Source organism: Pseudomonas sp. GG8 (genome assembly GCF_052976945.1).
The window spans coordinates 2,235,405-2,260,965 of sequence record NZ_JBRIIP010000001.1 but is presented as its reverse complement, the minus strand read 5'-3'; the positions used below and the strand labels follow the sequence as shown (position 1 = coordinate 2,260,965).

The window sequence follows — 25,561 nt, the reverse complement described above, 5'->3', positions numbered from 1 at the left end:
GTCACCATCGGACGCATTTGCAGATTGACCTGCGGAAATCTCTCGCGGAAATGCCCCTCCAGCCACCAAGTGGTTGTCGCCATTTTGTTATCGAGCAACCCCGTACCAGCGAGCAGTTGGACAAGTTGCTGAAAGCGGATCTTGTGACCTTCAACTTCCCACGGCACTAAAAATACGGCTGAAGCGACAACCACCTTGCAAAACGCCGGGGGTGGGAGGGACACTGAATTAAATTTATGTCTGCCTCTCGAGCAGCGAGGCAGACATACCCGCAACCGCTTGTAGCTGACGCATGTGTGCTAAGTTGAAACTGTTTCTACTCAAAATCTCAACATGGCAGGGCTCACCATGCCTCGAAGCGTCCTTCTACGTAGGTCAATGGTAAAAGCAGTCACCTATCGCGTAATAATTATGTGCCTGGACTTCATGACAATTTTTATATTTACGGGGACGCTGCGGGTGGCTATCGGTTTCATGGTCGTCAGTAATTTATACACCACGTTTGCTTATATTTTTCATGAGCGTCTGTGGGCAAAAATCACCTGGGGAATTGAAGAGCATCAAGATCATACCGGCTAAACAACTCGTGCCGATGCCTTCTGAGGCGCTGTTTAGATCAAAAGCCAGTGTCCTGCGTGGTTAATTCGTTTATCTATTTTAATTATTCGAATACCTGTTTCTGGCAGGCTTAAATTAACGAACTACCCACTCAGGACACTAGCTTCAAGGTGCGCAGCAACAGACGTGCGAAGAAAAATTCTGCAGTGGCCAGTTTCCCGCCATAGAAAGCTTCGTCTTCGCTGAGTTTGGCGAGATCAAATGGCTGACTGACGTAATACGAAAAGGCGCGACCACCTTTTCCACTCAAGGAATGGTGATCTTTCGCCAAGCCACCGCCATGCGTTAAAACTGTTTTTTCATCTTTCCGACAACGTGCACACACAAGTCGCTCTGAGGCATTACACGGCAAGCCAACACCGTGCCGGCCGCCAGTTCTTCTACGCTGACATGTGCGCGACTCATGGTCTTTACCTCAAAGGCACCCTTGAGGATCTGAACCTTACAGATACCGCATCCACCGCCACGGCATCCCAATGGAATGCCACGACGGCCAAGACGAGCCATACCATGCAGAACCGACTCACGCTCATCACAGGCGTAATGCTCTCCGGTGTCTTCGATCAATACTTGATATTCCATGGCCCGTTCTCACGCAGTGGAAGTGACTATCGGCAAAAGTCCAAGAGCCTCTAAAGCCGCAGTGGCACACACCTCGTCTTGTTCTTCAGTACTCATCCGAGAACTTCAAGCTTTGCAGCCCGTGCACAGATTTCCTGTTCGCGTAAGACATCTGCGCCAATGCCGCCAATCGACCAGTCCTGTGGTTCAACCCGGATGCACCTGCCCCGCACAACGCTCCGATCAACTGCTAATATTTCGACCAGCAAGGAAGTAAATCCGGTCATTAGCTTCTGACGTTCGTCCAATGGGCGTCCTTCGAGCACGATGAACTCGAAGTACGGCGCATGCAGTCGATGGGTACTGACACAGTGCCCGGCAACAGCAAACTCATCTGCTGCATGCAAGGTGATTATCGCCCGCACCCGGTCCATCGGTGACAGCAAAACCTTGCTGTAAAGATGTGAGGCATCCTGGAGCAAACGCACTTTTTGCTCAGCCGAACAAGACCCTTCAACGAGATGAAAATTTACTACCGGCATTTTTGAGGCCTCATGCATATTCTTATATTTATTGTTTAATCACACGACCCAACGCACATCAGGGCAAGCCGCGACGTCGTCCAGAATCCAGCATCAACGTGGATCCGGTCATCGCGTCAGCCTCGGGGGCTAGCAACAAACTAACGGCCCAGGCCACTTGCTCCGGCGTCGTGAAGGCACCGATGGAGGATTCAAGACACATCTCCTGCAGAACGGTTTCAGTGCTGACACCACGCTGCCTTCCCCGGTCGGCTGCCACTTTGTGCAAACGCTCCGTATCCGCAGGTCCCGGCGCAATAAGATGCGCCGTCACACCTCGCGAGCCATAAGCCAGACTGAGCTGACGTATCGCGTTCGCCAAGGCTGCGTTTGCTACTCCCGCTGAGGCCGCGTATGCCGTGGGTTCAAAACCGTAGTGTCCACCGATAGCGACGAGACGAGATCCTTTGACGAGACTCGCATCCACAGCACGGGTCAGGCGCAACAGACCGCCGACTTTAATATTGACCGCATCTGTCAGCGCAGACGTAGGGGCGTCAAGAACGCCGCCTACGACCGCCACGCCGGGGCCATGGACAATCATCCGCACCGGCCGATCCAGTACGTTTCGGATATGCGCAATGGACTCGTCGGCAGAAATGTCGGCAACACAAGGGATGACCCCAGGATGAATCCGGCTTAGCTCATCAATAGCCGCCGAGCTGCGGGCCACTGCGACGACGTCCAATCCGTTGGCGCACAGTCGCGCAACGATCTGTTTACCAAAGGCACCAGTTGCCCCCACCACCACCGCTAATTCATTACGTGAGTTCATCGTCCACCCGCCGTTAAGTTTCGGGTTCGGAGCATGCACCACATGCCCCGAAGCTTATTCAGGTGGGAAGAACTACTCCACGGTCCCTGGCCATGGTCATTGCCGTGTCGAAGATCATGTCCTCTTGGCCACCGATCATTTTCTTGCGGCCCAACTCGACCAGAATGTCGCGGGCCGGGACGCCAAATTGCAGGCTTGCACGCTTGGCATGCAGGAGGAATGTCGAGTAGACGCCTGCATAGCCGAGAGTCAGTGACTCGCGGTCAACCCGCACGATGTGCTCCATCATGGGTACGATGATGTCTTCTGCTACGTCCATCAGCTTGAACAGGTCCGTGCCGGTTTCGATGCCCATGCGTTCGCACACTGCGGCAAACACTTCCAGCGGCGTGTTGCCGGCACCGGCGCCCAAGCCAGCCACGGAACCATCAATGCGGCTAGCGCCCGCTTCGATGGCGGCGATGGAGTTGGCCACGCCCATGCCCAGGTTGTGATGGCCGTGGAAACCGATCTCGGTCTCTGGATTGAGTACCTCACGCAGGGCACCAATACGTGCTTTTACATCGTCAGGCAGCATGTAGCCGGCAGAGTCGGTGACATACACAGTCTGCGCGCCGTAGGACTCCATCAGCTTGCCCTGTCTGGCGATACCTGCAGCATCATTGAGGTGCGCCATCATCAAAAAGCCGGAGGTGTCCATCCCCAACTTGCGGGCATAGGCGATGTGCTGGGGCGAGGTGTCTGCCTCGGTGCAGTGGGTGGCCACATGCACGCTCCGCGCACCGCAGTCGAACGCCGAGTGCAGCTCCTTCATAGTGCCGAGCCCTGGAATGAGCAGGACCGATACTTTGGCCTGTTTCATCTTGGGTGCCACTGCGCTGATGTACTCCTCATTCGTATGAGGGGCAAAACCATGCTGCAGCGAATTGCCGCCCAAACCACCGCCATGGGTGACCTGAATGTAAGGCACGCCAGCGTCATCCAGCGCGGTAGCGACCTTGACCATCTGCTCGACACTGATCTGTTCACGCTTGGCATGCATGCCGTCGCGCAGGCACATGTCGTGCAGGATTACCTTGCGGCCCTTGAGGCTGGAACGGGGGGACTGACTCATTACGCGACCTCCGAAGCTTTAAGCTGAATCTTGCCGGCGAGCATTTCCTCGGCAAACATCTCTGCAGTGCGGGTAGCGGCTGCCGTCATGATGTCCAGATTGCCGGCATAGGTCGGCAGGTAGTCGCCGAGGCCTGCCACTTCCAGGAACACGGAGACTTTCTTGCCTTCAAAAACAGGCCCGTTGACCAGGCGGTAGCCCGGCACGTACTTCTGCACCTCGACGATCATTTGCAGAATCGACTCAGTGATTCGGGCTCTATCCGGCTCGTCATCCGTCAGGCAGTAGATGGTGTTGCGCATCATCATCGGTGGGTCGGCCGGGTTGATAATGGCCAACGCCTTGCCCTTGCGAGCGCCACCGACTTTCACAATGGCGCTTGAGGTGGTGTTGGTAAATTCATCCAGGTTGGCACGGGTGCCCGGGCCAATCGACTTGGACGCCAGGCTGGCGACGATCTCGGCATACTCGACGCTCTGAATACGCGAGACGGCATTGACGATTGGGATAGTGGCCTGGCCAGCGCAGGAGATCATGTTGACGTTCATCTCCAGCTTCTCCGCGTGCTCTCGCAGGTTCACCGGTGGCACGCACAGCGGGCCGATAGCCGCTGGGGTAAGGTCAATCATCAGCACACCGAGAGCGTTTAGCTTGCGGCTGTTTTCGGCATGTACATAGGCGCTGGTAGCGTCAAAGGCGATCTGAATGCCATCTTCAAGCACGTGCGGCAGAAGACCGTCCACGCCTTCATGGGTGGTTTTCAAACCCATGGCACGAGCGCGCACCAAACCCTCGGATTCGGGATCGATACCGACCATCCAGACGGGCTCAAGCACTGGGCTGCGCAAGATTTTGTAGATCAGGTCAGTGCCGATGTTGCCTGAGCCTATGAGTGCACACTTGATCTTCTTCATTGAGATTGTTCCTTATTCTTCGCAGCGCGCTGTGCCATGTTCATACCGGCCACGTAAAACTCGTCGCTACCGTGCTCGGTAATTAGGATGCGCACTGTTTCCGGAGCACACTCCAGACTGTTGCAAACCGCCGTGGTGACTGCGGCTGCAACGCGGCTTTTCTGCTCTGCGGTGCGGCCTTCGACCATGTGCATTTCGATAATTGGCATGCTTGATTCTCTTCGTTTTTGTCGTTATTCAACGAAACGCATCGACACGGTACCCAGCTCCTGAAAGCGAGCCACAATGCTGTCGCCTGGTTTCACCGCAAGGGCCTCGGTGATGCCACCACTCATCACGAAGCTGCCGGCCGGCAGTATCTCGCCCATCTCCGCCAGGATATTCACCAGCATGGCAATGGCTTCGGCCGGATGGCCCATGACTGCCGCAGAAGCACCCATAGCGACGATCTCGCCATTTTTCTCCATCACTACGCCAAGGGTCTTGAGGTCCAGATCATCGACATAACGTGCCCGTCCACCCCCGACAAAGCGCGCGGAAGAACCGTTGTCGGCGATCACACTGGCCAGGTCGAACTTGAATCCGGAAAATCGCGAATCAATGATTTCGACCGCAGGGAGGACATAGTCGGTCGCCGCCAAAACGTCCTGGGCGGTGCAACCAGGCCCCTGCAAGTCACTCTTCATAACAAAAGCCACTTCGCATTCAACCCGTGGATGCACCAGGTCTGAAGTGGAGATGGCCGAACTCTCGGGGCGGGCCATGCGATCGGTCAAAAAGCCGATCGAGGGCACGTTGACACCCATCTGCTGCATCTTGGCTTTTGACGTCAGCCCGGCTTTCCAGCCGACCAGCTTGTGGCCTTTTTCGATGAAGCGACGACGAAGCTCGCTCTGCACGGCATAACCATCGGCGATGGTCATGTTCGGGTATTCGTCGGTCAGCTTGGGAATGGCGTAGGCGCGGGTCTGCGCACCTTCAACCCGCTCGCACAGGCGAACGATGTCCTCACGCAACAGTGTCAGGTTGCTGCTCATACTGCGCTCCTCCCGGAAAACTTGACGCGACAGCTACCAAGGCCGCCGACGGTACACACCAACTCATCCCCATCTGTCACCGGTACCAACGAAGACTGGGAACCCGAGAGAATCACCTCGCCTGCCTTGAATGGAATGCCCAATGCACCCAGGGTATTGGCCAGCCAGGCCACAGCATTCGCTGGTGAACCTTGCACCGCAGCACCGACGCCGGTAGAGAACAACTCGCCGTTCTTCTCCAGCACCATGCCTGCCAGGGTGATATCGAGCTTGCGCGGATCGCCCTTGGTTTTACCCAGGACGAATACGCCGCAAGAGGCATTGTCCGCAACGGTGTCCTGGATCTTGATCTGCCAGTCGGTAATGCGTGAATCGACGATCTCGAAACAAGGCACCACGTAGTCAGTCGCACGGATCACGTCCATCGCGGTGATGCCTGGCCCCTTGAGGTCATGCTTCAACACAAAGGCCAACTCGGCTTCGGCTTTCGGCTGAATCAACTGGCCGAGGTCAATGGTGTCGCCCTCTTGAAAAACCATGGCCGAAGTGAGCATCCCGAAGTCCGGCTGATAGACGCCGAGAAAGTCCTGTACAGGCTTGCTGGTCGCACCGATTTTCTTGCCGACGATGGTTTCACCCGCTGCCAGCCGCCGAGCGACGAAGCGCTCCTGGATACGGTAAGCATCCTCAATGGTGATCTCCGGCTCACGGGTGAGCAGTGGCGCAACGGCGCGACGGGAGACGAAAGCTTGGTAAAGCTCATCGCCGTAATGCTCGATCTTTTGCTTGTCCATAAGGGCCTCAGAGTTTCACGCAGATATTTCGGGTTTCGGTGTAGAACTCCAGCGAATGCACGCCGCCTTCACGACCGATGCCCGACTGTTTGGAGCCGCCAAACGGGGTGCGCAAATCGCGCAGGAACCAGCTGTTGATCCAGGTGATGCCAACGTCGATACGCGCCGCCATGCGGTGGGCACGAGATAAATTAGAGGTCCAGATGGTGGTCGACAGGCCGTAATCGGTCGCGTTGGCTTTCTGCACGACTTCGTCCTCGCTGTCGAACGGCGAAATGTGGCAGCACGGCCCGAAAATTTCTTCCTGCACAACGGAAGCTGTTTCAGGCAGGCCGGTCCAGATAGTGGGTTGCACCCAGGCACCTTCGGCCAGATCCGCCGGCATATCAGGCACACCGCCGCCGGTCACCAGAGTGGCGCCCTCCTCCACAGCCTTACGGTAGTAAGACAGCACTTTCTGCTTGTGCTCCTGGCTGATCAGCGGGCCGTAGTTGGCATGATGATCATCTGGACGACCATATTTGACCGCCTCCGCCTTGACCTTAAGGGCCTGGACAAAACGCTCGAAAATCGGCCGCTCGACATACACCCGCTCGGTGCCCAGGCAGACTTGGCCCGAGTTGAGGAATACCGAGCGTGAGAAGCTCTCAACCGCCGCATCAAAGTCGGCATCGGCAAACACGATGCCGGCATTCTTGCCACCCAGTTCGAACGACACATCGCGCATGCCTTCGGAAGCGGCTTTCATGATGGCCGTGCCAGTCCGGGTCTCGCCGGTAAAGGTGATGGCATCGACGTGCGGGTGTTGGGTGACGAACTCGCCAGCGGAGTTGGGCCCGAATCCGTTCACTACGTTGTAGACACCCTTGGGGATACCCACTGCGTTCATCACTTCACCCAGCAGTGCCGCCGTTTGTGGCGACTCTTCGGACGGCTTGACCACCACGGTATTACCGCAGGCCAGCGCCGGACCTACTTTCCAGGTCATCAGCATGAACGGGGCATTCCACGGACAGACCACCCCGATCACCCCCTTGGGGCGGCGAATCGAGTAATTGAAGGCGCCGCGACCATCAGGCGTATCCATCTGGAAGGATTCGCTGGCGACGTTCTTGATCACGTCGGCGAACACTTTGAAGTTGGCCGCCCCGCGCGGGATGAACACGTGCTTCATGACGTGCTCAGGCTGACCGGTGTCGGACATCTCGGCCTCAACGAAGTCGTCGAAGCGGCGGGTGATTTCGTTAGCGACACCGTAGAGCAACTCAATGCGTTGATCCGTGGTAAGACCACCCCACTCGCCCTGTAGCGCATTACGTGCAGCGCTGACGGCGGCATCTACCTCGCCGCGTCCGGCTTCACTGATCGAGCAAATAACACTGTTATCGACCGGTGAACGCTTGTCGAAACGTTTGCCACTGGCAGCGCCGACGAACTCACCGGCGATGAAATTTTCAATCTGGCGCATGGAAGCTCCGGGGTGTTGTTCTGTATGACTACCCGCTGCACCTTCCCCAGGTCAGCGGGTATTAGTCCCTGAAACGAGTCTAGAAAAGCCAGGCAATACCGGCTAATACTTTGTTTTACCAACTCTGATACCTACAGGGTATTGACACTGAGGTAACAAAATCAGCCCACACAAGCTCCCTTGACTAACCTGTTGGGGGCGCTAGTCGGCGCGATCAGATAGCCTTGAACAAGGGACTGCGGACCTGCTGAGCATCCGCCGCCGATATAAACTTCTCGGTATAGATGTCGCGCTCAAACAGGCGTCCCTGCATCAGCGTACTGATGCAGGAGTCAATCATTAAAGGCGGGCCACACAGGTAAGCCTTGTGCCCCCTGAAGTCGTTATTGAAGTGCGCCTTGGCCGCGTCATGGACGAAGCCACGGGAGCCTTCCCAGCCAGAGTCCTCCGGCTCATGGGAGAGCGCAGGCACGTAGTTGAAGTTCGCGTATTGCTGAGCCATGGCGAGGAAATCGTCGTGGTAATACAGCTCGCTACGATGGCGTTGGCCATAAATGAGGGTGATCGGCAGTTCAAAACCTTCCGCCAGCAGATCCAGAATCATTGAGCGCGGGCTGGAAAGCCCGGAACCGCCGCCCATGAAAATTACCGGCATATGCGCCGACTTCTTCACAAAGAAGCGACCGTAGGGGCCGGTAATGCTCATGCGCTCGCCGACCTTCACCTGCTCGTGCACATAACCCGTACCACGACCGCCTGGCACGATACGAATATTCAGCTCAATTTCACCGCCATCCGTAGGTGCACTGGCAATCGAAAATGCCCGGCTGCCGATACCGTCAGGCAACTGCAGATTGATGTATTGACCGGCCTGGAAGTGCATTCCAGCCGGATCCTCGAGCTTGATCCACACGCCCTTGATGGTAGGCGTGAGGGTTTCGATGCGGCTGACCGTACCGGCGAAGTCGCGGACCGGCAGATTCTCGGCATCCGGGTCTTCATCGATTTCCGCCTCAATCACCAGGTCGCTCTCAGCGGTAGCGCAGCAGGCCAGGCACTTCTTCTCTTCGCGCTCAAAATCCATCAGGGCAAAGCTGGAGGCCTCGCCGTGTTCAATCTCGCCATCCACCACCTGAATCTTGCAAGTCGCACACAAGCCGTGGCAGCAGGCGTGTGGCAGGTAGATGCCGGCCCGCAGAGCCGCATCGAGAATGGTCTGACCTTCTTCGATCTCGATGGTCTGACCCAGTGGTTCAATCGTCAGTTCGTAACTCATAGCCCGTCCCCCTTCTCAGCTAACTGCGCAAATAGTGTTGAGGCCCGGCGTACTGAAACGCAGCTGATCTTTGTGGCCGATAGCATTGTCGGCCAGGCTGAGATTGAAGTCGGGCACCCAAGGCCGGTTGCCCTTGAGCCACTCGACAGTGCGCCAGTTAATCGCTGCGGTATCCGGGTCCGCTTGCAGCAGCGGCTCGAGAGCGACCTGAATCAACTCGGCGAAAGTAGTCTGCGGCGGCAGACAAAGCAGGAACGGGGCAGCAAAAAGCAGATGGTGATCCCAGCTGACGTACACCAGCTGTTTGCCGTTGAAATTCTCAACGCGATCACGGGCAACGCCTACGTACTCTTTAAGGGCGACTACAGGCATTTTGTTCTCCTTATTATTGTGTTGGGCGTGGCCGCTTCAACTAACGACCACCCCCTTTAGAGGCTTACTGGTTCGACGTCGCCAGACCACGCCACAGTTCGAAGTTGTGGCGGTCCTGGGAATCGGCAAAATCACCATTGTCCTGACCGTCTTTCAGCGAAACCCACTCCATCCAGGCAGCCAGATCACCATTGAGCGGCGCTTGGAAGAGTGCAGGCATGGGCAGCCATGCCTGGATATATTTCTCCGGCTCATTATTGAAAATTTCCAGGCAATGATCAGAGCAGAAGTGATACTTATCGCCTTTGTATTCAACTTCACGGTGGCAAGTAAGCGTCGGATCATTTGGCTCGGTAAATACCGTCGGCAACTGGCAGCACTGGCACAGTTTAGCCAGGCCATAGTTCTTGAACGGCGTACCTGCCGCCGCCAGCTTTTTGATGTGTTCCCAGCGTGGCCGGTAATACTTGTCGAACGTGGTGGGGTACTTGGCAGATAACCATTGCAGGTCCTCATCCGAGGGGATCCATGCATGAAAGGCAGTACCAAAGCTCCACTGGTAAAGACCCAACATGAACTGGTGAGACATGTGGTCGATGCCTGCTTCGGCGTCATCCCAGCTCTTCGGTGGACGAATACCGTAGCGCGCCAGGTCCTTGAACAGCGCACCGCCGTTCTCTGCACCGTAAATATCCCACGCCTCGCGCCACGACATGACGCGCTTGGGCAGCATGTAATCCATCATGGTGCTGACCAGGCCGAGAACCCGGAAGCCACGCCAGAACCACTTGTCGATCCAGCCCTGAACGATGGGCAGGTTGTCCGGATCCTGCTCGAGCATGAACTTGATGCATTCAAGCCCCAAGGTCATGTGCCGCGCTTCATCCGACTGGGCCGAGAAGCCGAAGGTCACCGTGGCCATGTCACCGTTGTAAGCTGCGCCGGACATGAACGGTACGAACAGCAGGTTGGTCAGCACGTATTCGAACGAGAAGCCGATGGCAATCATGAACTCAAACGGACCGGCCGACATCGCATCGTCAAAGAACGAGCGCGCCACAGACGTGTACCAGATGCGGTCACGCTGATCAGCAAACGCATGGAAGCCGTTGTAGAACTTGTTGTAATTGGACAGTGCGTGGACTTGCGTCTGGGCGTGGCGAATTTCATCAATGGCCTGCATCTGGCAGGCCACTTGCGTCCCCACACCGCGAAACTCACGGCCCACACGGGCAAACCCTTTATGCGCGGCGTACTCACCCGGACTGATGGCCTGCAGAAATATTTTCAAGGCCGACAGGTAGCGTGCATCGGTAATATTCAGATGGCCGTTATTCTGCGCATGGGCGTCGATAATCGCGTAAAACTTACGCTCTTTTTCCGCCTGATACTTCCAGTACGCATCCATGGTCAAGCGGAACGGATCTTCCCACTTGTTCCAGTCATGGATCTTCAGCCCTTCATAGGCAATGTAGGGAAAGAGTTCTTCCTCGGTGCGATAAGACGGTTCCCACGCCAGGTCGCGCGTCAACAACCGGTACTTTTCTTTCGCATTCATTTTTTTATTATTTGCTTTCATGTCCATGCTAAATATTCTCGCTTAGTTGCCCCAGGTCAGGGTCAAGGAGTCTTCGTCTTCAACGACGTTGCCGGAGAGCGTGATCAGGTTGATATTCAGCTCTTGCATATCAAAGCTGCGACCCATCTGTTCTTCAATGGTTTCTCGGCGAATGACCAAGCGGCCAGGCGCATTGATTTTGACCATCGCCGGTTCGCGATTGACCACGGCCTCGGGGTTATCTATTTCAATCGCCTCGATAATGGGGCGAGTCTCTTCATTGGTTTGCAATGCAATAAACACAGTCGACATAGAAACCTCTCAGACCACGACGCCGGTTTTTTCAAGGCGAGCCTTGAAGACGATCAATTGCTCAGCCATGACCTCATCGGCCTGGCCCGCAAAAACCTGCCCGATCACCGGCAGCAAGGCGGCTGCAGCGCGATCACGCCAAACGGCTGTCCAGGCCTGTAATTGCTCGCGGTTTTGCTCGGACTCAGCGGCCGCTACCTTCATGACCGCATCGACCCATTTGCGGGTCTCCTCAAACCAGTCGCTCATGAATTGAGTCAGCATGGCCACCGCCGAGCCGCCATTGGCCGCAAACCGGTCATCCACGATGCGCCCGTACACCAGCGGATAGAGCAAGCCATCCAGGGCCACGTTTTGCGCAACAAACAGCTCGAACGGATCGCGTACCGCCATGCAGTCCTCGGTATAACGACGCAGTGCTTGCCAGCCGTCTCCTTCCATCCAGGCGGCCTTGCCCTCTTCCAGGGCTTCGGTGCCACCCAGCAGCAGACCAATCCGCGACAGGTATTGAGCCGAACCCAGGTTATCCATCGCGTGGTACATACACGGCTGGGTAAACACCGTGCTGTAGCCGTAACCGCAGATAAAGGTGTTGTTGAGATTGGCGCCCCAGGCAGCGTGACGCAGCGGCACCAACAGATTGAGCGCGGAGCTGCGCAGATCGTCTGAAAGCATGTCGGCCAGGCCGCGGGTTTCAACGAAGTTGAAGTTCGCTTCGGTGTTCTCTTGCTGACGCGCGCGCGCCAGCGTGTAGGTGCTGTAGTAAAACTGGCGCGGGTCTTTCAAGGCGTACCAGTCGCGCATCACGATCTTGGTGATGCTGGCGTCGTAAAGCGCCTGCTCCGGGTCCCAGGTCGGCAGGTAGTGCAGATTTTCCTCAGGCTGGATGTCGTAGCTGCCTTCCTGATAGCGCGAAGAGGGCTTGTCGCCAAAACGACGGGCCAAGTGATCAAACGTCTGTCGCAATGGCTGGATGCTGACCGTGCGAAGATCTATATGCATGTGTATCTCCCACAAGCGTTTCACCTGAGGTGAAACGCCCAATTCGATTAGTTTTTGAAACGAACCTGTGTGGCGTCAGCGAGTCGCCAATCCCAATCAGCCGAAGCATCTTCCTCGTCCATAGCCGCAGTCGGCGCGGGCATCAACGCAACCTTGTTCGTGGCGCAGAACTCGGCGAATGCTTCATGAGTCAGGATCATTTCAACGAATAACCCTGGCTCGCCAATGGCGAAGTCGAACTCGACAAAGCGGCTCCCGCGATTGCCGGTAACCCGTACAAAACGCTTTTGCGTATCCAGGTCGGCCGGCTGCATTTCCAGTGACTCATCGGGCAAAGCCATAGATGTGCCCTCAAGTCACTACAGTCAGAAAGGTCTCGTGCAGTTTGCGCTGCGGGTAGTCGAGGCCTTGGGCGAAGTTGTCGTAGGTCCAAGACAGCGGCTCGTAATCTGGATAAGGGTGGTAGCCGCCCATGAAGGTTTCAAAACGATTGCCTGAGGGATCCCACGCATAGATGGTGCAGCCGCGGGTTACGCCATGACGGGTAGGGCCAATATCAACGTTCACTTCGTTCATCGACATGATGTCGCCGGCACGCAACACTTGCTCCCACGACTCGAGGAGGAATGAACAGTGGTGCAGCTTGCCCTTCTCCGGATACTCGACGAAGGCGATGTCATGGACTTTGTGCGAGCAGGACAACCAGATGCCCATGTCGCTGTCGCCATCCGGGCTGAGTACGCGCTCAACCAGAAAGAAGCCCAAGACGTCGGTGAAGATCTTCTTCACTTCGGCGATATTCGGGCCATACAGCAAGCAATGGTCCAGCTGGATAGGGGCGATGCCATGTTCGCGCTGAGCGTTCCACGGAGCCGGGTTGACTTGGGGAATGCCGTTACCTATACGGGTTTTCTCCGCATACAACTCGATCAGATGGCCGGATGGCAACTCGAAGCGCACGCGCTCGCCGGTTTCCAGCATTTCACCGGCCGGGATGCGTGTAGTGACCAAACCGTATGCTTGCAGGTCGGCATCAAGTTTTTCCAGAGTGGCCTTGTCCAACACCTTGAAGCCAAAGAAATCGATGCCAGCGGTGTCCGCCTCACGAATCACATAGCAGTTGTGATCACGCTCGTCCCAGCATTTAAAGTACACGCGCCCCTGGTCATCACGCCCGGTTTCCACCAGGCCCAGCACGTTGCGGTAAAAGTGGATGCCTTCTTCAAGGTTCAACACGCGCACCTGGGCATGCCCTGGACGCAATACACCTGTCATCGCCATTTGTTGTCTCCATTATTGGCTAGATGAGGTTGGCTCTACGCGTGCCCTTTCGGGCTAGCGACAAGCCGGACTTACAGTCTCGATCTAACTTTGCATAGAGGATGCCAATAACTTTAACTAATTGATTTATATGGTTTTTAATAGATAAACAAAAGAATAAGCCCCCCTCACAGGATGACGTTTCTGTCCATTCGCCACCCACGCCTTACAAAAACGTAAGGCCGCACATCAGCAAAACGCGATATCCCGAGCAAAACGATGTCCACCCACTGGCAAATGAGCCTGGAGTGACCGTTAGATGGGCAAAAAAAACACGTCGGGCGACGTGTTTGGCATAAGGCTTCTTAAAAAACAGGCATTCCTTCCGCCTTCACGGTCATGTCACAGGAATGCCTGGATTAAAGAGCACCTATGAATTGATAGGTGTACGCTTTTGTCAGGCGCTATCCGGGGCCTATTCGATATCACCCAATACCTGTTTTACCCGATACGCCAACTGACGACGGGTTATGCCGAGTAGACGTGCCGCGTGGGTGAGGTTGCCATTGGCCCGCAAAACAGCGAGCTGCAAAAGACGAGCTTCATGTGCCTGAAGATCGAAGCCCTCATCCAGTAAACTATCGTAAAGTTTATCTTTCCTGGCTTCATCCGCATTCCCCACCTTCCCCTGCCTGTCAATTACAGCACCGAGCGCAGTCACGGGAGCCATACCAGGGAACAGATGTTCCACCTCAATTTGTCCCCCTGAAGGAGCAAGCAAAACAGAACGCTCAACCAGGTTTTCAAGCTCACGGACATTGCCCGGCCAGTCATAGGCCATCAGCTCTTGCATCGCCAGATCGCTGATACCGTGAATAGTCTTGTGATAGAGCGGTGAGTATTTTTCGATAAGCACCGAGACTAACACCGGAATATCCGACTTGCGCTTGCGCAGGGGGGGGATTTCTAATGGATAGGTCGCCAGGCGGTAGTAGAGGTCGGCGCGAAAACGACCATCGGCAATGGCTTGTTGCAGATTGACGTTGGTGGCGGCAACCAGCCGCACACTGACCTTGCGGGGCTTATCGTCGCCCAGTCGCTCGACTTCTCCGGTTTGCAGTACCCGCAAGAGTTTCACCTGGGCCGAAGGGGAAAGCTCACCCAGTTCATCAAGGAATAACGTGCCACCATCGGCTCGCTCGAACTTGCCTGGTCGTGAATTCTGCGCGCCGGTATAGGCTCCTTTCTGCACACCAAAAAGCTCTGATTCGATCAGGTCATTGGGAATCGCTGCACAGTTGATGGCTACAAACGGTTTATCTGCACGATCACTGTTTTCGTGCAGCCACTGGGCAAATACCTCTTTGCCGACCCCGGTTTCACCCAAGAGTAAAACCGTTATAGGACTGCTGGCTGCCTTACTGAGCAAACTGAAAGCAGCACTAAACGCTGGGGAGCTGCCCACCAGCTTGCCAGGCGGACGCTGTTCGCGCTGACGACCACGCACTTGCCACAGCTCCTCTTGCAACTGTTCAAAAGAAGTCTCCTTATCCTTTGGCTCCAGACAGTGTTCGAGGAAAGCGTCATCTCCCCAGTCTTCCAACGGTTTGCCAACCAGCACGCAGTTAGGGTCACCACAACACACGCATTTGGTTTCACGAAAAACAATGAAGCGCTTGAAGAATCGAGAGGTATAACCCGATGCATAGCCCGACAGGTGCCAGCAAGCAGCCTCATCGCCAGCACCGAATAATTGCAGATGCGATTCAGCTTCCCATGAGTTTTCACATTTCACTTCGCCGAAAAATGTCCCTTTTTCCCAGTCTATTTTTGCTTCGGTGATGGTTGATCGAACCAGACCTTCAAACGCGTGCAGCTCAGGGCCGATCTTGAAAACGTCAAAGTCGTCACCCTCGCCATAGAGCTTTTGCGCAAGGTCGGCATCATGCTGGCCAGCTGCAAAACCCATGCGAAACAAAAGTCCTTTGGCGCGCTTGGACCCAAGCGACTCAAACAACTCTTGGCGCAAGGCCCCGAAGGCCTTGGCGTGAAGCAGCAGCATGCGGTTTTCGTCGAGCCAGATCTGCCCGCTCTCGATATTAAAGCGCAGCCGTGAACGCAAATTGAAGCGTTCGGCAAGGGGTTGCTCGATCATGAACATTCCTAAAACGTAACGAAGCACGAGCCTTTCGATCTTGAGGACGGTAAAACTCACCAAAATCGATTGCGTTTTTTATTGTGCGTGCGATCTGAAGCGTTCGCTGCATGGGTCTTAGTTTATGCGGATAACGCGACACACGCCTCTTTGACTTTTAGGTAAGCGTTTCTGATCAAAGGAGTCGTGCGCTCACGTATCTGTTTCAGCTTCCCGCCTTGGGCAGCATTGAGCAGTTCATCACGAAGCACGCGATAGCCGTCCAAAGCTTCCCGCAAACGGGAGAAATGAGCTTTACGTGCTTCACCCCCTGCCCCTCCATCCAATTGCGCACGCCCCAGCAGATGATCGATTTCTGTGTCCAGAGAGCGTATCCGCTCTATATGCGGCAGCATCTGCGAGGTAGCGCGGGCATTCAAAACCATTATGTTGTGAGCACGAACTTCTTCGATTGCGTCAATCATGGAGGCCAGCGCATTACGACTGACATCTATTTTGTTCGCCAATACTTTCAGATCCACCAGACCCAACATCAATTGGCGTAAGCCCGCATTGCAGTCGTTGACCCGGTTATCCAGCTCGCTCGCCAAGCGGGCCACACCACCAGAGTCTTCCAGCAATTGCCCGGTCTTCTGCACTTCGACACTGGCACGCTGGGCAATCTCCTCCACCGCGCTAACGGTATTTTGCGCAGTACCTGCAATACCCTTCAGCACACCGCAAGCATCGTCGGCTTGTTTCACACCCTCGGTGGCTTCCTGGCGAGCCTGAGCCAGGCGCTGTTCAAGACGGTCAATACCGTCGCCGATCAGAGCGATGATTTCTCCGACGCCCAGTGTGGCCTCGCCTGTGCTCTCAGCCAGCTTGCGGACTTCATCAGCGACCACACTGAAACCCCGGCCTTGTTCACCCGCTCGGGCAGCCTCAATAGCGGCATTGAGCGCCAACAAATTAGTTTGCCCGGCGATGCTCCTGATAATGGCAACGATCTCGCTGATGCGTGCAATTTGATGACGAACACCATCAAACTCCTCACCCACTCCTGCCACCACATTGGCCAGATCGACCATCGCGGCGGCCACCTGCTGCACCTGCTCGCCACCACCAGACACCTGATTGCGAGCATCGGTAGTGGACGAGGCCAGTGCAATGGCCTCGCCCGACGTGGTCCGCGCGCGCTCAGCCATACCTTGGACTTCGACCATTGAGTTCACCGCCAACTCTGACTGCCGATCCGCCGTGCCAATGGCCTCGGTGAAACCCGAGACCAAGGTGCCTGCGGAAATCGTCAACTCCGAGGCCAGTACATTCATGCGCTGAACCGACTCGACCTTGTCTTGTAATACCACCAGCAAGCGCGCCATCGAATCCTGCATGCTTGTCGGTGCGGGCTGAGGATCTGCCAGCATCACAAGGGTGTTGTTCAGCGCAGCCGCGATCGCTCGTTCACGTCGCGAACTGCCACTTAGCAGCCCCCATGCAAGCAGCGCCGTCAAAATGGCCCAAAGCCAATGCAGTCCGCCTACGTCAAACCCTCCAAGCATTGCGCCAGTTGCCAGAAAAATGGTGTTGATCAGATCACGGCCATGACCGCTCCATATAGTGCTCATAGTCAATGCACCCTTCTCGCCGGTCAGATCGCAACGCCCTGTTTGGGCTTCAACAAAAAGTGGGCCAGCGCGGGTAACAAGATCAGCGCTCCGAGCATGTTCCAGACAAACATGAACGCCAGCAAAATACCCATGTCAGCCTGGAACTTGATCGGCGACCAGACCCACGTCGCGACCGCAATCCCCAAGGTGATACCGGTTAACACCACCACCTTGCCGGTAAAGATCAACGCCTTGTAGTAAGCCTCCGAGAGCGACATGCCCTCCTTCATCCGCGCCAGCGTCACGGTCATCACGTACAGCGCGTAATCCACGCCTATACCCACACCGAGGGCGATCACTGGCAGAGTGGCAACCTTGACGCCGATATTCAGCCACACCATCAACGCCTCACACAGTACGGAAGTAATCATCAGCGGCACCACCGCACAGACAACCGCACGCCATGAGCGAAAGGTAATGAACGCCAGCACGATCACCGCCGCGTAGACCAGGAACAGCATTTGAACGTTGGCCTTTTTCACCACGATATTGGTGGCGGCCTCAATGCCGGCGTTGCCCGCGGCATTGAGAAAGCGGATGTCATCGCTGTTGTATTTAGCCGCGAAGCCTTCGACCACGCCGACCACGCTTGTCAACGTATCGGCTTTATGGTCCTTGAGGTAGGCATACACCGTGAGCAAGTCGCAATTCTGGTTGAACATCTCACGCGGGGCGCGAGTAATAATGGCATTGAGCATGTCTTGCGAACGTGGCACTTCGAACCATTTGAGACTGCCTTCGTTCATCCCTGCGTTAGCCACCTTGGCGATACCTGCCAGCGAACTGATGGCCTCGACCCCAGGCAGTTTCTGCAATTCATGCGACAGCGCATCGACAGCCATCAGCGTGCTGTAGTGAGCACACGCGTATTGCGGTGTCTTGACCATGATGATGAACACATCACTGCTCGCCGCGTAGTTGTCCACCATAAAGGCGTTATCACGGTTGTAACGCGAATCCGCACGCAGCTCCGGTGCGCCAGGATCGGTATCGCCAATTTTCAGATGGGTGCTCACCATCAGACCGATGATGCCCAAAACCAGGCCCACTGCCACGGCCACGGTCGCCCAGAAGCGTCGGGTAAACAGGTCGAGGAACGCCCAGAACGGATGCTTCCTGTGCTGCGTGTCGTTGTTTTCCGACAGTTCTGCCTTGAGGCTGCGCTTCGCTGCCGCAGGGCTGACTCCCGTGTAAGAAAGCAGGATTGGCAGCAGCACAAGGTTGGTGAAAATCAGCACAGCGACGCCGATACTCGCCGTGATAGCAAGATCCCGTATGACCTGGATGTCTATCACCATCAACACAGCGAAACCGACCGCATCGGCCAGCAACGCGGTCATGCCCGCCAGGAACAAGCGTCGAAAGGTATAGCGCGCAGCCACCCATCGGTGCGTCCCACGACCGACGTCCTGCATGATGCCGTTCATCTTCTGCGCACCGTGGCTCATGCCAATAGCGAACACCAGAAAAGGCACCAGGATCGAGTAAGGATCAAGCTCGTAACCAAGCGTAGGTAAAAGACCCAGTAGCCATACCACCGCGACCATTGAACAGAACACCACCAGCAAGGTGCTACGCAGGCAGCGGGTGTACCAAAAAAGTACCGCAGTGCAGATGACGATGGCTGCGGCAAAGAACACCAGGACCTGTCTCAGGCCATCAATCAGGTCACCCACTACCTTGGCGAAGCCGGTAATGTGGATTGCAATTTTGTCCGACTCGTATTTGGTGCGCAATTGCTCAACACGCAGGGAGAGTGCGTGATAGTCAATCCGCTCGCCGGTTTCAGAGACTTTTTCCTGAAGGGGAACCAGCACGATGCTCGACTTATAGTTCGCCGCCACCAACTGGCCAACTTCACCTGAGCGCTCGACGTTTATTCGGACCTGCTCAAGGCTTGGCACAGACCCATCATAGTTATCGGGAATAACCGGCCCGCCGTCCAAACCTTCTTCGGTCACGCCTGTCCAGCGTACGGCTGGTGCCCACAGCGACTTCATATAAGGGCGGTCGACACCCGGCAGCAGGAAGACTTCATCACTAAGCTTGCGTACCGTTTCCAGATACTCAGCACTGAAAATATTACCGTCTTTGGCCTCCACCGCAATGCGTAGCGTGTTGCCCATGCCAGACAGCTGCTTGCGGTTTTCCAGGAAGTTGACAATGTAAGGATGACCCGTAGGGATCATCTTCTCGAATGCCGCATTGAGCGAGAGCCCACGCGCCTGATAACCCAGCAACAGCGTGATGAACAAACACAGTGCAACGATCACTATGCGGTTGTTGAACAACAACCGTTCACAAAGTGTTCCTGATTGTTTATCGAACGCCTGCAGGTCGCTTATGACAGCTTCCGAGGGAATAAGCTGCGCATGATTCATTATTGAACTCCCGAAACTAATGTACCCGGCTCAATCCGGGACAGCCCGCGCGCGCCGAAAATGATCAGAGCGCCCTCCGCCGACTCGACTACACCGCTGAGCCCGGCTTGCGCTTGGGTTTTGAGAGCCACAAAACTGCGGCCGTCGTCAGTACTGCGTAACAGGCGTCCACTTTCGTCAGCGAGCAGCAAAGAACCGTCGTGCAGTCGTCTCGCGGCGGTAAGTGTCACCGATTGTTCCGGCGCCACCCGTTGCCAGTTGGCCCCGTGATCCGGACTGCGCCAGGCATTGCCGCGTAGACCGTAGGCCAGCAGCGTATCGCCCTCAAGATTCAGCACACCGAAGAAGGTGCCCTTGTAGGGTGTGGAGATCTCACTGAAATGGCTGCCTCCATCTATTGAGCGAAATAACACGCCTTGTTCACCGGCTATCAGCAATTCTTGATGATTGATCTGTACCTGATAAAGGTGCTTGCCACGTGGGTTAGGGATTCGTCCAACCAGCGATTGCCAGCTCTGGCCGCCGTCTGCAGTGGTGAGTGCTATGCCGTAAGCACCCACCACATAGCCATGCTGCTCATCACTAAACCGCACGCTCAAAAAAGGCTTGTCCGGACCATCGCTTATCAGGAACCCGGCACTACGCACCTCTGCGGCAGCGCCCTCTTGGCCAGCATCGGCGCGCTGGCGGGCATCGTCGAGAATCACCTGCGCGACTTCCTGGCCGTCAAGCTGACGCTGCCAGGTTTCGCCGGCATCGGTGCTGTGCAAGACCACACCGCTGTGCCCCACCGCCCAACCCTGGGTTGGTGTCGGGAAGTCCACGTCGGTCAGCAGCACACTTACCGGCACGCTCTTGGCTTGACGCCATGAATGCCCTGCGTCGTCGGAAAGCAGAACGCTGCCGCGCTCGCCGACAGCGACCAGGCGCTGGCCTGCCTGGGCCACGGCCAGTAACAAACCCTGCCGTGCCCGTGTGTTCTGTTGTGCAGGAAGGTCGAGCACATCGGGCACGACCGATTGTCCTGCTGCAACGCAAAGGCTGGCCAGGCAGGAAAGACAAAGTGTGGCGACGGCAAAGGCCGTCGACCTTTTGAGCGCATTTAACATGTGCATCTGACGTACTCGAATACATCCTTCTGCCCGGATCTCAGCGTCAAGCACTGCATGGATGAGGCAAAAAAATGATGAGAAGAGACTGTCGCCACTGTGCCTGCGGGGCTCAGTGGCGACACTGCAAGCGCGTGATTTAACGTACGCCTTCGGCACCTACCGAGTCGCCGGTGAAGTAGGTCTCGGGCTTGCGTCCGACCACATGAAAAGTGGCCTCGCTAAGTGATTGCGATGAACTCATGGTATTGGCCTGCAAGTTGAATACATGCGCGGGCTTGAGTTCCAGCATTGGCACTGATGGCAACACGAACGGCGTAATCTGAGTGGTACGCCACAGCTTGCCTTCACTGTCATAGCCATCCATCAGCAACACCATCCAGGAGTCTTCGTCGAGGTAGTAACGACGCTTGGGCACCGCATGACGCTTGCCAGCGGCAACGGTCGCCTCCACTTCCCACACGCGGTGCAACTCCCAACGCACCTTGTCAGGATTCAAATGGTGCTTGCCGTAGGCCTGATCCAGCGAAGCGGTGACCACTTCATTGGTGTTGTAAGGTACGTACATCTCCCGCTTGCCCACCAACTTCCAGTCATAGCGGTCGACATGCCCCATCAAGCCCATAACTTCATCGAAGTAGTTCGCACCTGATGCCACGAAGTCAGGCGTGTCATACGCCACTGTCGGTGCTCGGCGCACACGCCGCTGGCCGACCAGGTACTGCCATGCCTGACGTGCCTGACTGACGTTGATGCTGTCACGAAACACCAGAGATTCCCCGGCCTTGAAGGGCGGTGCAATGGTGCTGAAACGCTGCAGGAAGTATTCGCCGCTCCATTTGTCTGCCGAACCATCTTTGTAGTAGTACGGGTATTGATTGGACTGGTCATTCATTGTCGCCATGGCCCGCGAGCCATCGGAAGTCAAAATGATGTTTTTGAAGTTGGAGACTTCAGTGGCTTCACTTTCGACGCGCAACAAGTGGTTCCAAATAGCCTCAACCCCTGATTTTGGAATCGGGAACGGCACGCCGCCATAGCAACCCTGCAAAGACATGCCATTGTCTTGAACCTTGCACTGGGTGGCATTTTTCATCGTGTTGTCATAGACATACTGCGGCGCTGCCGCCGTACGATGAGTGGGGTAAACATCCAGGCGAAAAGTATCAGGGTACTTCTTCAGCAACGCTTGAGTGCCTTCGGACAATTTATCCGCGTACGGCCCCATATTCTGTGCAGTGATCTTTGTCTGCGGCTTCTCATCCGCAAACAACTTGACGGGGATATCACCGACTTTTTCACTGGACGCCGACAATCCCTTGACCCCGCTCCAGGCCGGGATACTGCCGTCCTTATTTGCCGACATCTCTCCGCCGAGCGGTGTCAGGCTGCTTTTAAGCTTCGCAGCTTCGTCTGCGCTCACGGCAGCGTGTGCCATCTGCGTGGTTATAAAACTGGCAACCAACGCCGCCCATAAAACGGTTTTCTTATACATTGTGGTACCCCTCAGGCGGGAAAAAATTCAAACTTAAAAAGTGCGTTGAACCGACAACGAAATGAAATCACGGTCGCCGTGGAAGTTCTGGTAGGAAAGTTCGGGAACGTTGGTGTCGTACTTGATAACTGAACCGGCAGGCCCGTAGTAATGCGTGTAGTTGAGGCTGGTCTGCCAGGTTTTCATGTAATCACCTTTCAACCCAACGGTGACGTTGCCACCATGTTCTGAGGGCATTAGCACACCATTGACTGCAGAACGGCCAGAAATCCCATAGCTCACACCGATCGGAGCCTGCAGGTCCAGCCCAGGGGCAACCTGAAAGTACTCGGGCGTAAAGATGAATTGCAGCGCGCTCGCGTCACGCGTTGCCGATGGGTCCAACTGATCTCGATTTTCAGTGACGCTCAAGAGTCGGTTAAAGGCAAGTTCACCGATAACGGATGCGCCATCCCAAAACGGCGTAGCCGCCAAAACATCAATCGCTGACAAATTGGCATGCAGAGTGCGGCCCACAGGGAAGGCCGCTTTGCTGTCGCCATTTGCCCCCAGGCTAGAGGGCACGATCACCGTATTCCCGGAGGCTACCAACGGCATGTTGCTACGGAAAGAAACCTCTCCAGCGACGTTGGCTTCACCGACCAGGGTACTGAAGCTAGCGCCTATCGTACGGATATTCTCGCCGAAGACCTCCTCGTAAGAGCCGGTATCGGGGTGAACATAAAACTGAGGCATCTTGTCGTGGAACTGCGCCGCGTAAATACCGTATTCCACATCGCCTGTACTAAATTTTAGCTGGACGCCGCCCTGCCCCGAATTCTTGGCATCAATATCACGACCCCGGGAGAACGAGACCCCCGGCCCCATGATCAGCGACTCGCCGCCGTTATCAATGAAGTCGGCAAAACTGAAGTAACTGCCTGCGGCGGGCAAACGGCTTTTGCGCCATTCCAACTGGTAATAGGCGCCAATGGACACGTTTGAATTGATCTGCAATTGCCCAGAGAGCTGATCAATGGGCCGAAGAATCTCCTTGAACTGAGAGTTGGGAACTGAAAGCGCCTTGATCAAGTCGAGCGACGTTTGTGCTGCCGCAATACCGTTACTGCCGAAGAACAGGCTTTCACCGTAGAGCTGGGTAAAACGGCCCGCTTTAACGTTGAGCTGCATATCCGCTGGGGTAAAACTACCGTAAACGAACGAGTCCAACATCTCAGCGTCACGCCCCTGTAGTTTCTGGGTCGCGTGAGTGAAATGGTCATAACTGGCAGAGCGGGAATTCACCAGCGCGCCATTCAACGCGCCTGGGTTGTCGTTGGAATGGTTATAGACATCGTCATACCAGGCGGCACCGCTGAGGCGCAGACCGAAGTTACGCTTGAATCGCAGATCGAATTCAGACAACAGATCAAGGCGGTCGGAAATCAACCCACGGTCAAAGTTTAGATCACCATCGTTGGTGTTGGCCTGAACACCGGTTGAGTTATTCGCGACCTTGGAGTCTGCACCGCGAACCCGCCATGCAGCGCTGTATTTGATTGTGTTATCCAATGACATCTGAATGTCAGGATTACCGGAATCGATCTGAAATGCATAGGTTGCACTGCTCATCGACAATCCAGCGAGTACGCCAAGTGCCAGTGCTGATCGATAGCGAAAGGAAGCATTTGGTTGATAGGTATTGTTACCCATATCGTCTCCTCGATTTTTTTTGTTTTTGTAATTTCGTGCTGACGCCGCGAACATTTGCTTCGCGCTTACCGACAGCCGATGTACACGAAACTATGGGTCTTGAGGGTTACCGTCCAATACCAAAAACCTGCCAACCTGATACCTATCAGGTATCGCTATGCACGTTATGGCTAGCCGTCGTGGAGGGTCTCCCGTTCAGGTGCGGGCTGCGGTGACACACGGGCATCAGGAGGATCAATGAATCAAGCATTGACGGAGCATGCTTGATGGTTCTTCCAGCGCGTTCAACCGGCCAACGCGATGGTGGCAAAATGTATTGGTTGAATGCGTGGAACTCCAATACCATGATCGCCTCCCCTCAGTGCCTCTCGCGTACTGAGCAATCACCCGAAAGGTTTACCGCACATGGATCTACGCCATATTCGCTACTTCATCGCTGTTGCGGAGGAACTGAATATGCGCCGGGCATCCATCCGTTTACACATCTCCCAGCCTCCGTTGACTCGACAGATCCAGCAGCTTGAAGATGAGTTGGGCGTACAGTTATTCATTCGCACACCACGCGGTATGGAACTGACTCAGGCCGGTGAGTTGTTCCTCGCTGAAGCTCGCAATATTCACTCAGTGGTCGAGCAGGCAACCGAACGTACGCAAAGAGCCGGTCAGGGGAAGCTGGGCAAGCTCGATATCGGCATCTTTGGCTCGGGCATTCTTGATACCATCCCTAAGTTGCTATTGGCATTCCGCAACACCCATCCAGACGTAAAAATTGTTTTGCACAACATGAATAAGGACGAACAAATTGAAGCCTTGCGTCAACGTCGAATCGACGCGGGCTTCAACCGATTTATCACGCCGTCGTCCGACATTTCCAATGAGCTCGTTATCACGGAAAAGCTGTTACTGGCAGTCAACGAAAATCATCCTCTGGCACGCGAAACTATCGTCCCGTTTCACTGCCTGGCCAATCATCCATTGATCCTGTTTCCCACGGGCTCGCGTCCAAACTTTGTCGATAAAGTCATGAGCATGTGTGAAAAAGCGGGGTTCATCCCACAGGTTGCGCAGGAGGTGGGCGATACCGTGACCGGAGTGGCCTTGGTGGCAAGTAACTTTGGCGTCTGCTTGGTGCCGGAGTCGGCCTCAGTGCTTGCTCTGCCGGGCGTGGTTTACCGGGCCCTGAGCGAGGAGCCCGATAACGCTCAAGTCGACTTGAGTTGCATTTACCGGACCGATGACCGTTCTCCGATTCTCAGTTCATTTCTAGAAATAGTTCGGGATTTTCGCACACGAAGAACGCCTTGATCTGAGGACTCCGTCTGTGCGGGGTGAAATGGCGGAAGGCAGCGGGAGTCGAACCTGCCCGGGAACGGATGCCGTCCCCAACCGGGTTTGAAGCCCGGCCGCGCCACCGGGCGCGATTGCCTTCCTTGAA

Annotated in this window: 25 protein-coding genes and 1 tRNA gene; 2 read left to right on the top strand and 24 right to left on the bottom strand. The window is 55.6% G+C overall.

The features are described from left to right. Positions 1-333 precede the first annotated feature (333 nt). Entirely contained in the window at positions 334-579 is a 246-nt protein-coding gene (locus ACVBEG_RS10860; RefSeq protein WP_369125012.1) for a DUF2061 domain-containing protein, read from the top strand. 130 nt (positions 580-709) lie between these two features. On the opposite strand, the gene ACVBEG_RS10855 is transcribed toward ACVBEG_RS10860, so the two are convergent. The 23 genes from ACVBEG_RS10855 to ACVBEG_RS10745 all read right to left on the bottom strand — a co-directional run bounded on the left by ACVBEG_RS10855 (position 710) and on the right by ACVBEG_RS10745 (position 24,126). Next, positions 710-868: a hypothetical protein gene (locus ACVBEG_RS10855; protein ID WP_322179308.1), complete on the bottom strand. Its 159-nt coding sequence runs from the start codon at positions 866-868 to the stop codon at positions 710-712. A 35-nt stretch (positions 869-903) separates the two neighbouring features. Next, positions 904-1,200 (bottom strand): 2Fe-2S iron-sulfur cluster-binding protein, encoded by a 297-nt coding sequence (locus ACVBEG_RS10850; protein ID WP_322179309.1) that lies wholly within the window; start codon positions 1,198-1,200, stop codon positions 904-906. A 92-nt stretch (positions 1,201-1,292) separates the two neighbouring features. Continuing rightward, positions 1,293-1,721, bottom strand: a complete 429-nt coding sequence (locus ACVBEG_RS10845) for a tautomerase family protein (protein WP_322216176.1) — start codon at positions 1,719-1,721, stop codon at positions 1,293-1,295. Between the two features lie 58 nt (positions 1,722-1,779). Continuing rightward, positions 1,780-2,535 carry an SDR family oxidoreductase gene (locus ACVBEG_RS10840; RefSeq protein ID WP_322216172.1) on the bottom strand — a complete coding sequence of 252 codons (756 nt, stop codon included), beginning with the start codon at positions 2,533-2,535 and terminating at the stop codon, positions 1,780-1,782. A 58-nt stretch (positions 2,536-2,593) separates the two neighbouring features. After that, positions 2,594-3,649: a 4-hydroxy-2-oxovalerate aldolase gene (gene dmpG / locus ACVBEG_RS10835; RefSeq protein ID WP_322179312.1), complete on the bottom strand. Its 1,056-nt coding sequence runs from the start codon at positions 3,647-3,649 to the stop codon at positions 2,594-2,596. Then, complete coding sequence (locus tag ACVBEG_RS10830; protein WP_322179313.1) at positions 3,649-4,563, bottom strand: acetaldehyde dehydrogenase (acetylating); 915 nt, start codon at positions 4,561-4,563, stop codon at positions 3,649-3,651. The genes dmpG and ACVBEG_RS10830 overlap by 1 nt, the downstream gene beginning before the upstream one ends. Beyond that, a complete protein-coding gene (locus ACVBEG_RS10825; protein ID WP_322179314.1) occupies positions 4,560-4,772 on the bottom strand; it encodes a tautomerase family protein in 213 nt (70 codons plus the stop codon). Before ACVBEG_RS10825 ends, ACVBEG_RS10830 begins: the two co-directional genes overlap by 4 nt. 24 nt (positions 4,773-4,796) lie before the next feature. Continuing rightward, positions 4,797-5,600, bottom strand: coding sequence for a 2-oxo-3-hexenedioate decarboxylase (gene dmpH, locus ACVBEG_RS10820; protein WP_322179315.1), 804 nt, complete (start codon positions 5,598-5,600; stop codon positions 4,797-4,799). Then, a complete protein-coding gene (dmpE, locus tag ACVBEG_RS10815) occupies positions 5,597-6,394 on the bottom strand; it encodes a 2-oxopent-4-enoate hydratase (RefSeq protein ID WP_322179316.1) in 798 nt (265 codons plus the stop codon). The genes dmpH and dmpE overlap by 4 nt, the downstream gene beginning before the upstream one ends. 7 nt (positions 6,395-6,401) lie before the next feature. After that, on the bottom strand, positions 6,402-7,862 hold the full coding sequence (locus tag ACVBEG_RS10810) for a 2-hydroxymuconic semialdehyde dehydrogenase (protein WP_330200697.1): 1,461 nt from the start codon (positions 7,860-7,862) through the stop codon (positions 6,402-6,404). Between the two features lie 214 nt (positions 7,863-8,076). Next, entirely contained in the window at positions 8,077-9,138 is a 1,062-nt protein-coding gene (locus ACVBEG_RS10805; RefSeq protein ID WP_447107688.1) for a 2Fe-2S iron-sulfur cluster-binding protein, read from the bottom strand. Positions 9,139-9,153: 15 nt separating this feature from the next. Further along, positions 9,154-9,510, bottom strand: coding sequence for a phenol hydroxylase subunit P4 (locus tag ACVBEG_RS10800; RefSeq protein WP_322179318.1), 357 nt, complete (start codon positions 9,508-9,510; stop codon positions 9,154-9,156). Between the two features lie 64 nt (positions 9,511-9,574). Then, on the bottom strand, positions 9,575-11,095 hold the full coding sequence (locus ACVBEG_RS10795; RefSeq protein WP_322179319.1) for a YHS domain-containing protein: 1,521 nt from the start codon (positions 11,093-11,095) through the stop codon (positions 9,575-9,577). Positions 11,096-11,110: 15 nt separating this feature from the next. After that, positions 11,111-11,380, bottom strand: a complete 270-nt coding sequence (locus tag ACVBEG_RS10790) for an MmoB/DmpM family protein (RefSeq protein ID WP_322179320.1) — start codon at positions 11,378-11,380, stop codon at positions 11,111-11,113. A gap of 9 nt (positions 11,381-11,389) precedes the next feature. Further along, positions 11,390-12,382 (bottom strand): aromatic/alkene monooxygenase hydroxylase subunit beta, encoded by a 993-nt coding sequence (locus ACVBEG_RS10785; protein ID WP_447107687.1) that lies wholly within the window; start codon positions 12,380-12,382, stop codon positions 11,390-11,392. A 47-nt stretch (positions 12,383-12,429) separates the two neighbouring features. Then, positions 12,430-12,723 carry a phenol hydroxylase subunit gene (locus tag ACVBEG_RS10780; protein WP_322179322.1) on the bottom strand — a complete coding sequence of 98 codons (294 nt, stop codon included), beginning with the start codon at positions 12,721-12,723 and terminating at the stop codon, positions 12,430-12,432. A 10-nt stretch (positions 12,724-12,733) separates the two neighbouring features. Continuing rightward, positions 12,734-13,663 (bottom strand): catechol 2,3-dioxygenase, encoded by a 930-nt coding sequence (locus tag ACVBEG_RS10775; protein ID WP_219061755.1) that lies wholly within the window; start codon positions 13,661-13,663, stop codon positions 12,734-12,736. A gap of 454 nt (positions 13,664-14,117) precedes the next feature. Next, entirely contained in the window at positions 14,118-15,797 is a 1,680-nt protein-coding gene (locus tag ACVBEG_RS10770; RefSeq protein WP_447107686.1) for a sigma 54-interacting transcriptional regulator, read from the bottom strand. A 122-nt stretch (positions 15,798-15,919) separates the two neighbouring features. Next, positions 15,920-16,984 (bottom strand): methyl-accepting chemotaxis protein, encoded by a 1,065-nt coding sequence (locus ACVBEG_RS10765; protein ID WP_447108455.1) that lies wholly within the window; start codon positions 16,982-16,984, stop codon positions 15,920-15,922. A gap of 446 nt (positions 16,985-17,430) precedes the next feature. Then, on the bottom strand, positions 17,431-19,830 hold the full coding sequence (locus ACVBEG_RS10760; protein ID WP_322179325.1) for an efflux RND transporter permease subunit: 2,400 nt from the start codon (positions 19,828-19,830) through the stop codon (positions 17,431-17,433). Next, complete coding sequence (locus tag ACVBEG_RS10755; RefSeq protein ID WP_323565810.1) at positions 19,830-20,843, bottom strand: WD40/YVTN/BNR-like repeat-containing protein; 1,014 nt, start codon at positions 20,841-20,843, stop codon at positions 19,830-19,832. The genes ACVBEG_RS10760 and ACVBEG_RS10755 overlap by 1 nt, the downstream gene beginning before the upstream one ends. 235 nt (positions 20,844-21,078) lie before the next feature. Next, positions 21,079-22,434 (bottom strand): DUF1329 domain-containing protein, encoded by a 1,356-nt coding sequence (locus tag ACVBEG_RS10750; protein WP_323565811.1) that lies wholly within the window; start codon positions 22,432-22,434, stop codon positions 21,079-21,081. Between the two features lie 33 nt (positions 22,435-22,467). Continuing rightward, positions 22,468-24,126, bottom strand: a complete 1,659-nt coding sequence (locus ACVBEG_RS10745; protein ID WP_322216153.1) for a DUF1302 domain-containing protein — start codon at positions 24,124-24,126, stop codon at positions 22,468-22,470. 405 nt (positions 24,127-24,531) lie between these two features. Between ACVBEG_RS10745 and ACVBEG_RS10740 the strand changes: the two genes are divergently transcribed. Further along, positions 24,532-25,431 (top strand): LysR substrate-binding domain-containing protein, encoded by a 900-nt coding sequence (locus tag ACVBEG_RS10740; protein WP_322179328.1) that lies wholly within the window; start codon positions 24,532-24,534, stop codon positions 25,429-25,431. A 29-nt stretch (positions 25,432-25,460) separates the two neighbouring features. Here the strand turns inward: ACVBEG_RS10740 and ACVBEG_RS10735 are convergent. After that, positions 25,461-25,556 (bottom strand) — tRNA-Sec (locus ACVBEG_RS10735). Between the last annotated feature and the right edge of the window lie 5 nt (positions 25,557-25,561).